A 12,354-nucleotide genomic window follows, 5' to 3' on the forward strand; every position below is an offset into this window, starting at 1 on the left:
TGCGGGTTTCGTCCGTTATTATTGCTCATTGAAATAATTTCATGTTCCGGCTGCGGTAAGAGTTTTGCGATTTGAGTCTGCCTCCCATTGCCACACCCAGCCAGGTACTACTTTGGGTGACTCCCCACTGACTCCTTTGTCACATCTAGTTATGTCAGCTGCACGTTCTCTTTGCCGAGGAGGGCTGAGAAGCGCTCCAATATGGCGGTGTCGGCTTTGATGCTGAACTGTTTGCCGAGTTTTTTGATCTGTTTGGTGTCGGTGAGGTAGATGGCTACCTCGTCCCTGCCGTCGCTGTAGGCGATGAGCTTATCCAGCTGTTCAGCCTTCTCTTCGTAGGCTTCTTTGCTGGGGAAGCGGATCCAGACGGTCTTGGGGATCTCGTCAAAGGTGGTGACTTTGGAGGCAATAAGCTTGGCGTCTCTGTCGTCCTCCACGGAGATCCTTCCTTCTATGAAGACCTTGCCGTCCTCGTTAAGGCGCTGGGCGTTGGCTTCATAGGTCTTGGGAAATACTATTACTTCCACGGAACCCACCAGATCTTCAAGAGTGATGAAGGCCATTATCTGGTCGTTCTTGGTGTATTTTATCTTTTTCTCGCTGATGATACCGCCGATGCAGGCGTTGGCATTATCACGAACTGCGGGAACTCCGGTCTCTTCATCCAGGTAGAAGTCCGTGGTCTTATTGGAGATCTTCTTTTTCCAGATGCCAATGTACTCTTCCAGGGGATGGCCTGAAACGTAGATTCCAAGCACTTCTTTTTCAAATTCCAGCATGAGTTCACGGGGGAACTCACCTACATTTGGAAGGGGGATCTTGTACTGATCCTTGTGGGCGTCTCCTGCGATGTCAAAAAGTGAAAGCTGGCCAGCCATGCTGTTTTTGCCTGCGTTGTGGAGACGGTCCATGATCTGGGCGTATACGGTCATCTTCTGTTTTCTTGTGCCCTCGAAGCAGTCAAAGGCGCCGGCCTTGATGAAGTTCTCGATGGCGCGCTTATTTACTTCGCTGTCCTTGCCCTGCATTCTGGTGAGGAAATCATCCAGGTCACGGAATTTGCCCCGGGCTGTTCTCTCCCTTACGATGGCGGCGATAACGGGTCTTCCTACGCCCTTAATGGCTGTGAGGGCGTATCTGATGGCTTTTTTCTTGCCGGGAGGGCAGGTCACGACTGCGCCCGGGATAGGCTTGTCATTTTCATCCGCATCTATTTCCGTAACGGAGAAGCCGTCAAAGCCCTCGTTGATATCCGGTGGCATCAGAGGAATATTCATATTTCTGCAGCTCATGATGTAGCCGGAAACCTTGCCTGAGTTGTCGATGACTGAGGTCATAAGGGCTGCCATGAACTCCACGGGATAGTAGTATTTAAGCCAGGCGGTCTGTATGGCCACAACGGCGTAGCAGGCTGCGTGGGATTTGTTAAAGGCGTACTTGGCGAAATCCATCATGGAGTCGTAGATTCCGTTGGCCACCTCGGCGGATATGCCCTTGGAGGCACAGCCGGGAACGTTCTCTGCGGCATTGCCGTTTACGAAGTTCTCACGCTCGATGACCATTTCGTCCTCGTGCTTCTTACTCATGGCGCGGCGCACCAGGTCCGCTCTTCCGAGGCTGTAACCCGCCAGCTGCTGAACGATCTGCATAACCTGCTCCTGGTAAACGATACAGCCGTAGGTGGGCTTCAGGATAGGCTCCAGCTCCGGTGTGGAATAGGAGATGGAAGAAGCGTCATTTTTTCCCTTGATGTACTTGGGAATGAAGTCCATGGGGCCGGGACGGTACAGGGAAATTCCCGCTATTACGTCCTCCAGGGACTGGGGCTTAAGCTCCTTCATGAAGGACTGCATTCCGCCGGACTCCAGCTGGAACACGCCGTCGCACTTGCCGCTTCCGATGGAAGAAAGCACTGCAGGGTCGTTGTAATCTATACGGTCGATATCTATAAAGCCCTCATCACCGGGCTTTTTGCCCAAAGATTCATTGGCAAATCTCGCCGCGTCCTTGATAACGGTGAGGGTTCGAAGGCCCAGGAAGTCCATCTTGAGAAGTCCCAGCTTCTCAATGGTGGTCATGGTGAACTGGGTTGTGATATTTCCTTCAGCGGAGCGGGACAGGGGCACCAGGTCCTCTGCGGGAGCCTGGCAGATAACTACGCCCGCCGCGTGGATAGAGGTGTGGCGGGGGAGGCCCTCAAGCTTTTTACACATGTCGATGAGCTTGTGAACGGTCTCATCCTGCTCGTACTGGGCACGGAGCTCGGGATTCATCTCCAGGGCCCTGTCCAGGGTAATGTTGAGCTCTGAGGGAACCATCTTGGAAATGGTGTCGCCGAAGCTGTAGGGCAGGTCCATAACACGGGCCACATCCCTGATAACGCCCTTGGCTGCCAGGGTTCCGAAGGTGATGATCTGAACAACCTTGTCGGCGCCGTATTTTTCTGTGACGTAATCTATAACATCCTGACGTCTCTCGTACTCGAAGTCCACGTCTATATCGGGCATAGATACTCGCTCCGGGTTCAGGAAACGCTCGAAGAGAAGGTCATATTTGATGGGATCGATATTGGTGATGTGCATGCAGTAGGAGACGATACTTCCTGCTGCGGAGCCACGTCCGGGGCCTACGGCGATGCCGTTCTGACGGCAGTAGTTGATGTAGTCCCATACTATAAGGAAGTAATCCACATAGCCCATTCTCTGGATGACGGAAAGCTCGTAGTCAAGCCTTTTGCGCAGGGTGCCGTCATCATCGGGATAGCGCTCGTTAAGTCCGTCGGTGCAGAGTTTATTAAGGTAGGACCAGGAGTCGTAGCCTTCAGGCACTTCGTAGTGAGGGAGTTTGGTAACGCCGAACTCAATCTCAACATTGCACCTGTCTGCGATCATCTGGGTGTTGTCGATGGCCTGCTGAGCATAGGGGAAAAGACGTCTCATCTCCTCCTCACTCTTGACGTAGTACTGGCCGCCTTCGTAGCGCAGACGGTCCTCGTCGGAGACTTTTTTACCGGTCTGGATGCACAGAAGCAGGTCATGGGCCTCCGCGTCGTCAGCATAGGTGTAGTGGCAGTCGTTGGTGGCAACCAGGGGAATATCCAGCTCCTGGGAAAGGGCCAGCAGATAGTTGTTGACAGTTCTCTGCTCCGGAATGCCGTGGTCCTGAAGCTCCAGGAAAAAGTTGCCGTGGCCGAATATATTGTCCAGGCGCATAGCAGCCTCTTTTGCCTTGGCAGGCTCGCCTTTTACCACGTTCCTGGGAATCTCTCCCGCAAGGCAGGCGGAAAGGGCGATAATGCCCTCATGGTACTGCTCAAGAAGCTCTAAGTCCACACGGGGCTTGTAGTAGTAGCCCTCGGTGAAGCCGCGGCTGACGATATGGGAAAGATTGGAATAGCCTGTATTGTTCTCCGCCAGAAGCACCAGATGGTAGTATCTGTCGTCGGTCTGGGCCGCCTCCTTGTCAAAACGGGAGCCGGGAGCCACATAGACTTCGCAGCCGATGACAGGGTTGATGCCCTCTGCCTTGCAGGCCTTGTAAAAGTCGATGACACCGTACATGACGCCGTGGTCTGTGATGGCGCCGGCGGTCATGCCCAGATCCTTAAGTCTTTTCACATATTCTTTTATCTTGTTGGAACCGTCCAAAAGGCTGTACTCAGTGTGGACGTGAAGATGCGTAAATGCCATAATAATTCCCCAAATTGTAAATTTCTGTAACGATTATAACATTGACACCTAAATAAATGTAAAAAAAACCTGAATTTTAGAAACGTTTCCGTTGCAGATTCAAAAAATGTGCGATAATATATTGTAGAAAAAAATGTCACAAAATTATCAATCATTGTTTTGAAATAGAAACATAGGGATTATTTATAGGAATCGAGGAAGCAAAAATGGCAAAGCAGATCAAAACAATCGGAGTTCTTACCAGTGGTGGTGACGCACCGGGAATGAATGCCGCAATTCGTGCGGTAGTGCGTAAGTCACTTGCCAACGGACTTAAGGTTAAGGGTATCAAGAAGGGATATCAGGGTCTTCTTAATGAGGAGATCATCGACATGGACAGACGCAGCGTTTCAGATATCATCCAGCGCGGTGGTACAATTCTTGGAACAGCTCGCTGCATGGAGTTCACAACACCTGAAGGACAGGCTAAGGGCGCAGAGATCTGCCGTAAGCATGGAATAGACGGAATGGTAGTTATCGGCGGTGACGGATCTTACCGCGGAGCTCAGAAGCTTTCACAGCAGGGCATCAACACTGTAGGTGTTCCCGGAACAATCGACCTGGACATTTCCTGCACAGACTATACAATCGGTTTCGATACAGCCATCAATACAGCAATGGATGCTATCGACAAGATACGTGATACATCATCATCCCACGAGCGTGTCAGCATCGTAGAGGTTATGGGACGTCACGCAGGATACATCGCTCTTTGGTGCGCAATCGCCAACGGTGCGGACGATATCCTTCTTCCTGAGAAGTATGATTACAATGAGCAGCGCATCATTGACAATATCATTGATAACCGTAAAAAGGGTAAGACACACCACATCATTGTTAATGCCGAGGGTATCGGACATTCAACTTCAATGGCTCGTCGTATCGAGGCTGCTACAGGTCTTGAGACAAGAGCTTCAATCCTTGGTTACATGCAGCGTGGTGGTAGCCCTACATGTAAGGACCGTGTATATGCTTCTATGATGGGATGCTATGCAGCTGATATCCTTGCAGCAGGCAAGACCAACAGAGTAGTTGGTTACCGCAACGGCCAGTTCGTTGATTATGATATCGACGAGGCTCTTGCAATGAAGAAGAACATCAACGAGTATATGTACGAGATTGCTCGTATCCTTTAATACCCTGACGAATGGTTCTGTAATAAAAGTCATTTGATTCATTAAATTTCAAAAAGCCCACGTGGTCTCCTTTCGACGTTGCTCAGAACAGTCGACCACGTGAGCTTTTTTCAATTATTTGCGACGGCAATGTCGTTTTTTTCTTGGACGGAGGTTCTTGCTGCGATCAGCCTGCTCTACCATGAGCTCTAAGCGTCGCTGAGGATCTGCTTCGGTTTCAAGGGCTTTCTTCAGGTCACTTTTTCGATATTCTTTCAGGTCCTCCTCCACAGTTGTGTAGTCCCGTTCAAAGAGGAGTTCTGAAATCTTTAGGTGAAGAAGCTCAGGATATATCGGATTCTTCGGGAGTTTCTTTTCTGAAGGATCAGTCGTTTCATCCGGGATGCGTTCCAGAATCTTTTCTATAACAAAATCCTTTCGTTTCTCCTTATATTTAGGCATTTCAGCCCACTGTTGCAATTTGTACAGTTCCGGTCTCCAGAGGATAGAGAGCTTTTTTGCAAGATCTGCCTTGGGATTGGGGCGGGGCTTTCTGAGTTCGTAGAAGTCCAATGCATCATCAACTTCTTCAACGGTGATTATTCCCCAGTATTCCGGCACATGTTCTTCAATATGTAGGGCATGGCTGCTTCCAACTACAACGATATTTTCATCGAAAAACTTATCGTAGTCCTTTACCTGACTGGATAATCTGGCATAGGTGTCAGCGTCACTTTTTATCTCAATCCCGCAGAGTCTGTCAGGCCGCACCATCACAATATCCGCCCGGGACTTTCCCATGGTCTTTTCCTCTATGATTCTTATCTTGCCGTAGATTTCTTCGAGGTAATCGAAGAGGGGCTCTCTTATTTCATTATCATGAAGTGTGCCGTTCATTTGCGCTCCAATCCTATAAGGTTATGCTTTCATTCTACCTTTTTTGCGGTTGCATGTCTAAATTGTGTTATACTAATAACTAACCCACAAACAGGTTTAAGAGGAATACATATGATCACAAGTGTAAACAATGACCGCGTGAAGCAGGTCGTTAGCTATATAGAGAAGAGTAAGGCCCGCCGTGAGGACGATGTCTTTGTCATCGAGGGCATGAAGATGCTGAGGGAAGCACCGGTGCTGCAGGTCAGGGAAGTGTATGTCACAGAGCGCTTTTTGGACGGAGCCAGCGAGGATGACAAGGAGATCCTCTGGAGATACGGCGCGGAGCCGGTTTCCGACGAGGTTATGAAAAAGATGGCTGCAACCCAGACACCCCAGGGTGTTCTTGCGGTGGTAAGGCAGTATCATTACACTGAGGAAGAAGTTATAGAGGGCTACAACGAGGCCGACAAGGAAGCGGCGCCTCTGATCCTTGTTCTTGAGAATATTCAGGATCCCGGCAATCTGGGAACCATGCTCAGGAGCGGAGAGGGAGCCGGAGTTACAGGAATTATCCTTAGTAAGGGCTCTGCGGATATCTACAATCCCAAGGTTATCAGATCCACCATGGGTTCCATTTTCAGAATGCCTTTTATCTATGTGGACGATATCCCCGGAATGCTGGATAAGCTCCACAAAAGCGGCATCAGCACCTACGCCGCCCACCTCAAGGGTAAAAAGAACTACGACGAATTTGACTATACAAAGCCCACAGCTTTTTTGATAGGAAACGAAGGTAACGGTCTTACAAAAGAGACCGCGGACGCAGCGGGAGAGTACATTCTGATTCCCATGAAGGGCAGCGTGGAATCCATGAATGCGGCCACATCATCAGCTATTTTGACATTTGAGGCATCAAGACAAAGGAGGAGCTAAGAAATGACTGTTGGATTTATTGGACTTGGAAACATGGCGAAGGCCATGATCGGTGGTGTTTTGGCAAAAGGACTTATGGGTCCCAACGAGATTATCGGAACTGCGGCTACAGAGGCCACAAGACTTAAGGCTGCAAACAAGTACGGCATTCAGGTGCGGGAATCCAACGCAGCCGTGGCAAAAGAGGCTGATATCGTCATTCTTGCTGTTAAGCCCCAGTATCTCAAGGTTGTCATCGCAGATATCATGGACAGCATTGATGAGAACAAGATCGTGGTAAGTATCGCTGCCGGCAAGACCATCAGCTGGCTGGCAAAAGAGTTTGAGAAGCCTGTTAAGATCATCAGAGTTATGCCCAACACACCGGCACTGGTGCTGGATGGCTGCTCCGCAGTCTGCAGAAACGATCTTGTAGGGGATGACGATTTCCATTTTGTCATGGAGCTTCTTGAGAGCTTCGGTAAGGCATACACTGTGCCTGAGTCACTGATGGATGTTGTGGTTGGTGTCAGCGGATCCTCACCTGCCTATGTATTTCTTTTCATCGAGGCTATGGCTGATGCGGCTGTGGCAGAGGGAATGCCCAGAAAACAGGCCTATGAGTTTGCTGCCCAGTCTGTCCTTGGAAGTGCAAGAATGGTTCTTGAAACCGGCAAACATCCGGGAGAGCTCAAGGACATGGTCTGCTCCCCTGCCGGAACTACTATTGAGGCGGTAAGAGTATTAGAGGAACAGGGCTTTAGAGGCACTGTTATGGACGCTGTTCTGGCCTGCATTGACAAGAGCAAGAACCTTTGATTCTTGTAAAAATGCACATAAAATTTGACAAAATTTAATAATTTTGGTAATATCGACTATGTTTTGAGGACATTAACAAATTGCAATAAATTTGTAATAATTTAAAACATTCGAGGTTATTAAGATTATGAAACAAGTAAACAGGTTATCCGCCGGGATAACGAGACTGATTTTAACAGTCGGTCTTTGCACTACTATTGTGGCTGGCGGCGGAGTAACCGTGGAGGCTCGCAATGCAGGAACATTCGGAGAGCCTTCAACCGGTATTTCAAACATTTTAAGCCCCGTGGCACCACTTGGTTTGGACAAAGATGCAGCAGAGGTTAAGGCAGCACAGAATGCAGATAAGTCATCAGCCGCTGCGAGTTCCGCCCAGACCACGGAGGAAACAACAGAATCAACTCTTGTCATGGCCAATGTTACAAGAGCCATGAATGTAAGAGAGAATCCCAGCGAGGATGCGACCAAGGTCGGAATGCTCTACAAGGATTGTGGAGGCAGGATCCTGGATAGGAAGGACGGCTGGACCAAGTTACAGTCCGGAGATCTTATCGGTTGGGCCAAGGATGAATACTTATTGTTCGACGAGGAAGCAGAGGCACAGGCACTTGACGTAGGCAGACAGGTAGTCAAGAGTCTTGGAAGCGCGCTTAATGTCAGATCAGACGCATCCGAAACCGCTCAGGTTATCGGAGTTCTCCCCCAGAACACATTTGTAGAGATGATCGAAGATTTGGGCAATGGCTGGATCACCGTTGATTTTAACGATGAGACAGGTTTTGTTCAGAGTGATTATGTCACCAAAGAGTTCAGGATCGACCAGGGAGAGACTGTGGCAGCCATCAAGATCCGTGAAGAGGCGGAGAAGAAGGCAGCTCTTACCAAGAACCGCGGCAGAGTGGCAGCAGATGCAGATGAGGTCAAGCTTCTCGCAGCACTTATTCAGTGTGAGGCAGGTAATCAGCCTTATGAAGGTAAGCTTGCGGTAGGCGCGGTAGTTATGAACCGTGTTAAGAGCGGTGCATATCAGAACAGTATTTACAGTGTAATCTATGCTTCAGGCCAGTTTACACCGGCCCTGAACGGAACTGTTGCCAATGTATATAACGCAGGCAAGATTTCAGATTCCTGTTATCAGGCAGCTCAGGCGGCCATCAACGGAGAGACCACAGTAGGTGGGGCACTCCACTTCAGAAGAGTTAACGGTCGAGAAGGCATTATTATTGGAGCACATGTCTTCTGGTGATAAAGGGATTCAAAGTCATGCGTATATCACCAGAATAGTAGTGGGTATCACATAAAAACCAGCAAGAGCATTCTTGCTGGTTTTTTAGTATCTGTTGTGGCTTTGCAAAAAAAATATTTATGCATAAAACTTGCATAAATATTCATTAAATGTTAAAATTATGCATATTACGAATTTTCAATTCATTAACGGAGGAAAAGACAATGAATCTGTACGGACGCGACTTTTTGAAACTGCTTGATTACACACCGGAGGAGATCCTTTATCTTATCGACCTGGCTGCAGAGCTTAAGGATAAGAAGAAAAAGGGTATTCTTCATGATGAGCTTAAGGGCAAGAACATTGCACTTATTTTTGAAAAGACCAGCACCCGTACCAGATGTTCTTTCGAAGTGGCTGCCAGCGATCTTGGAATGGGTTCCACATATCTGAATCCCACAGATTCCCAGATTGGTAAAAAAGAGAGTATCGCAGATACTGTAAGGGTTCTGGCGGGAATGTTCGACGGAATCGAGTACAGGGGCTATGGCCAGGATATTGTTGAGACCATGGCAAAATACAGTAAGGTTCCCGTGTGGAACGGTCTTACCAATGAGTTCCATCCCACACAGATGCTGGCTGACCTTCTCACTATCAGGGAGCACTTCGGCAAGCTCAAAGGAATTCACCTGGTATACATGGGTGATGCCAGATACAACACCGGCAATTCACTGATGGTTGCCTGCGCCAAGATGGGCATGCATTTCACCGCCGTTTCCAATAAGAAGTATTTCCCTTCTGAGGCTCTGATAAAAGAGTGCAAGGAGATTGCAGAGGGAACCGGCGCAGTTATAGATTTCTGCGAGGATCCCATGGAGGGGACCAAGGGCGCGGACGTTATCTACACTGATATCTGGGTATCCATGGGCGAGCCCGATGAGGTCTGGGAGGAGCGTATCAAGGACCTTGAGCCCTATCGCGTAACCATGGACATTATGAAGAACGCCGGCGACCAGTGCGTATTCATGCACTGCCTGCCTTCTTTCCATGATCTCAACACCGGAATCGGTAAGGAGATCAAGGAAAAATACGGACTGGATGAGATGGAGGTTACAGACGAAGTATTCGAGTCTGAGAACTCTATAGTATTTGAAGAAGCCGAAAACCGCATGCATACCATCAAGGCGGTCATGCTGGCGACACTTAAGCAGAACTAAGGACAACCAAGAGGCGAAATGGACCTGGGGGACGGCGAAATGGACCTGGGGGACGAGGGGCTGCGAAAATGGGCTGTGGGGACGGGGTTATGGGATCATTTTTCTTAAAAATGATCCCATAACCCCGTCCCCACAGCCCATTTTCGCAGCCCCTCGTCCCCCAGGTCCATTTCGCCTAGCCACATTACTTCGCATTTGTGTTACAATATTCACTGGAAGCAACACTATTCAAAAGAAATCAGGGCCTACAAATGCTAAGTAAAGAGCATATCACCGAGCAGCTTCAGACAAAATGGGCTGCTCGTAATATTCTGTATAAAGATATAACCGGCTCCACCAATGATGATGCAAAACTTCTTGGAGAAGAGGGAGCACCCCACGGCACCCTGGTGGTGGCGGACAGACAGGACAAGGGCCGTGGTTCCAGAGGAAGAAGCTGGGAGACCCCCAGCGGTACCAATATTGCCATGAGCCTACTTATAAGGCCCACAGCGCCTCCGGATCGCATCTCCATGCTGACCCTTATCATGGGGCTTTCCGTGGCGGAGGGCGTGGAGGAGGCCATCGGTCACAGCACGAAAACCTTCATCAAATGGCCCAACGACGTGGTTCTTGCCGAGAGAAAAATATGTGGTATACTAACAGAGCTTCACATGAACCCCGATAACACCATAAATAACGTGGTCATCGGCGTGGGCATCAACGTCAACATGACAGATTTTCCTGAGAGTATCAGGGACATCGCCACATCACTTTTTTCCGTAACCGGTAAAAAGGTGGACAGAAGTCTTGTGGTGGCCTGTGTCATGAAACGTTTTGAAGAAAACTATGAGCTGTACAATAAGACCTACGACCTGACTTATCTCAAGGACAGCTATGAGAAGCGCCTTATCAGTATGGGCAAAGAAGTCAGGATCCTGGATCCCAAAGGGCAGTACGAGGCGGTTTCAAAGGGAATAACCACAGACGGAGCCCTTATAGTAACAGATACCAAGGGTATTACAAGAGAGATAAACGCCGGGGAAGTCACAGTCCGGGGACTATATACTTACGCTTGAAACACTGCATTTTTTTACAAAAGGAGAAATGACATGATTCTGGTCGTTGATGTAGGAAATACCAATATAACCTTCGGAGTGTATGACAAGGAGACACTGGTCTGCTCTTTCCGCATGATGTCGCAGACCGCCCACACCTCCGACGAATACGGAGTTCACCTTCTTGCCATGCTGGGCATGAACAAGATCGACAAGGAAAAAATTGAAGGTGTCATGATCGCCAGCGTTGTGCCGCAGCTGATGCACGCTCTTGTCAATGCAATCCTGAAATTCATCGGCAAGAAGCCCTATATCGTGGGCCCCGGCATCAAGACCGGCATCAAGATCGTCACCGACAACCCCAGGGAGATCGGCCCCGACCTTATTGTTGACGCCGTTGCAGGGTACGAGCTCTATGGCGGCCCGGTGCTGGTGGTGGACTATGGCACCGCTACCACTTACATAGCAGTTAATGAAAAGGGCGAGTTTTTTACCGGAGTGGTATCTCCCGGAATCAGGATCTCTGCCAAGGCCCTGTGGGAGCAGACAGCCAAGCTTCCTGAGATCGAGATCAAGAAGCCCGCATCCATACTGGCAAAAGAGACCATTTCCAGCATGCAGGCCGGACTTATCTACGGTCAGATCGGCCAGAGCAAGTACATTATCAACGAGATGAAGAGAGAATCAGGCCTTACCAATATGAAGGTTGTGGCCACAGGAGGCCTCGGAAGGCTCATCGCCGAGTCCACGGAGGAGATCGATGTCTACGATCCCACATTGACTCTCCACGGACTGCAGATTCTCTATGAGAAGAACAGAAGGACCAAGCCTCAGCTCAAGGACCTTGAGAACACTGAGGATCCGGAGTGATATTCGGAAGGTTTTGACAGATATAATAACAGAATGAGGATTTATTCATGAACGCTAAGGATTTTGAGAACGAGTTTAAAAAAGAATTCGAGGAAAAAGAGATAAAGGAAGGCGGCGAGGAGCTTTTCATCGATGAGATGCAAAAGACCAACAAGGGCCGCGTTTTTGAGGAGACTGCGGGAGGCAGGATCGTGCTTTGCGGAGCCAATGCCTATGAGCAGAAGTATTATTTTAACCCTGTATTTAAGCAGATTCCCGAGAGCATCAAGAAGGAGCTGAACATCATCAGCGTTCTTTTTACCCAGGAAGCAGGCGGAATCTTTACCATCGTCTTTGAAGAGGACGGAACCATCAGTATCGAGACCAATGCTGACGAGGAGGATATCACCTACGACGAGATCACAGCGGGCCTCCTTGTTGGAGAAGTCAGAAGAAAGAGACAGGATCTTTTCGAGGCCCTGGGACTGTACTACAGGATATATGTGCTTCATGAGAACCCGGCGGATATCTTAGATGATGAAAGCTAATCACCTGGGGAGGTATTTTCGAGCC

At 49.1% G+C, this 12,354-nt stretch carries 10 protein-coding genes; 8 read left to right on the forward strand and 2 right to left on the reverse strand.

The features are described from left to right. Positions 1–149: 149 nt before the first annotated feature. Positions 150–3,689, reverse strand: a complete 3,540-nt coding sequence (locus T359_RS0111545) for a DNA polymerase III subunit alpha (protein WP_026517624.1) — start codon at positions 3,687–3,689, stop codon at positions 150–152. A gap of 206 nt (positions 3,690–3,895) precedes the next feature. Between T359_RS0111545 and pfkA the strand changes: the two genes are divergently transcribed. After that, positions 3,896–4,864 carry a 6-phosphofructokinase gene (gene pfkA, locus T359_RS0111550; RefSeq protein WP_026517625.1) on the forward strand — a complete coding sequence of 323 codons (969 nt, stop codon included), beginning with the start codon at positions 3,896–3,898 and terminating at the stop codon, positions 4,862–4,864. A 114-nt stretch (positions 4,865–4,978) separates the two neighbouring features. On the opposite strand, the gene T359_RS0111555 is transcribed toward pfkA, so the two are convergent. Further along, positions 4,979–5,740 (reverse strand): sce7726 family protein, encoded by a 762-nt coding sequence (locus T359_RS0111555; RefSeq protein WP_026517626.1) that lies wholly within the window; start codon positions 5,738–5,740, stop codon positions 4,979–4,981. A gap of 111 nt (positions 5,741–5,851) precedes the next feature. Here T359_RS0111555 and T359_RS0111560 point away from each other — a divergent pair, with 111 nt between their 5' ends. The 7 genes from T359_RS0111560 (at position 5,852) to T359_RS20160 (ending at position 12,329) form a co-directional block, all read left to right on the forward strand. Beyond that, on the forward strand, positions 5,852–6,655 hold the full coding sequence (locus T359_RS0111560; RefSeq protein ID WP_026517627.1) for a TrmH family RNA methyltransferase: 804 nt from the start codon (positions 5,852–5,854) through the stop codon (positions 6,653–6,655). 3 nt (positions 6,656–6,658) lie between these two features. Next, positions 6,659–7,453 carry a pyrroline-5-carboxylate reductase gene (gene proC / locus T359_RS0111565; protein ID WP_026517628.1) on the forward strand — a complete coding sequence of 265 codons (795 nt, stop codon included), beginning with the start codon at positions 6,659–6,661 and terminating at the stop codon, positions 7,451–7,453. A gap of 127 nt (positions 7,454–7,580) precedes the next feature. Further along, complete coding sequence (locus T359_RS0111570; RefSeq protein WP_026517629.1) at positions 7,581–8,699, forward strand: cell wall hydrolase; 1,119 nt, start codon at positions 7,581–7,583, stop codon at positions 8,697–8,699. Between the two features lie 203 nt (positions 8,700–8,902). Further along, complete coding sequence (gene argF, locus T359_RS0111575) at positions 8,903–9,895, forward strand: ornithine carbamoyltransferase (RefSeq protein ID WP_026517630.1); 993 nt, start codon at positions 8,903–8,905, stop codon at positions 9,893–9,895. A gap of 251 nt (positions 9,896–10,146) precedes the next feature. Beyond that, positions 10,147–10,953: a biotin--[acetyl-CoA-carboxylase] ligase gene (locus tag T359_RS20155; RefSeq protein ID WP_051545308.1), complete on the forward strand. Its 807-nt coding sequence runs from the start codon at positions 10,147–10,149 to the stop codon at positions 10,951–10,953. A gap of 33 nt (positions 10,954–10,986) precedes the next feature. Continuing rightward, complete coding sequence (locus T359_RS0111590) at positions 10,987–11,802, forward strand: type III pantothenate kinase (RefSeq protein ID WP_026517631.1); 816 nt, start codon at positions 10,987–10,989, stop codon at positions 11,800–11,802. Between the two features lie 47 nt (positions 11,803–11,849). Beyond that, a complete protein-coding gene (locus tag T359_RS20160; protein WP_242839087.1) occupies positions 11,850–12,329 on the forward strand; it encodes a DUF6145 family protein in 480 nt (159 codons plus the stop codon). Positions 12,330–12,354 lie beyond the last annotated feature (25 nt).

This window comes from Butyrivibrio sp. MC2021, assembly GCF_000621605.1.
Taxonomy (GTDB): domain Bacteria; phylum Bacillota; class Clostridia; order Lachnospirales; family Lachnospiraceae; genus Butyrivibrio.

Bases quoted from the DNA above. Each gene is read 5' to 3' on its own strand.
- T359_RS0111555 (WP_026517626.1), bottom strand. From the start codon at position 5,740: ATGAACGGCACACTTCATGATAATGAAATAAGAGAGCCCCTCTTCGAT.
- T359_RS20155 (WP_051545308.1), top strand. From the start codon at position 10,147: ATGCTAAGTAAAGAGCATATCACCGAGCAGCTTCAGACAAAATGGGCT.
- T359_RS0111560 (WP_026517627.1), top strand. From the start codon at position 5,852: ATGATCACAAGTGTAAACAATGACCGCGTGAAGCAGGTCGTTAGCTAT.
- T359_RS0111545 (WP_026517624.1), bottom strand. From the start codon at position 3,689: ATGGCATTTACGCATCTTCACGTCCACACTGAGTACAGCCTTTTGGAC.
- proC (WP_026517628.1), top strand. From the start codon at position 6,659: ATGACTGTTGGATTTATTGGACTTGGAAACATGGCGAAGGCCATGATC.
- T359_RS0111590 (WP_026517631.1), top strand. From the start codon at position 10,987: ATGATTCTGGTCGTTGATGTAGGAAATACCAATATAACCTTCGGAGTG.
- pfkA (WP_026517625.1), top strand. From the start codon at position 3,896: ATGGCAAAGCAGATCAAAACAATCGGAGTTCTTACCAGTGGTGGTGAC.
- T359_RS0111570 (WP_026517629.1), top strand. From the start codon at position 7,581: ATGAAACAAGTAAACAGGTTATCCGCCGGGATAACGAGACTGATTTTA.
- argF (WP_026517630.1), top strand. From the start codon at position 8,903: ATGAATCTGTACGGACGCGACTTTTTGAAACTGCTTGATTACACACCG.
- T359_RS20160 (WP_242839087.1), top strand. From the start codon at position 11,850: ATGAACGCTAAGGATTTTGAGAACGAGTTTAAAAAAGAATTCGAGGAA.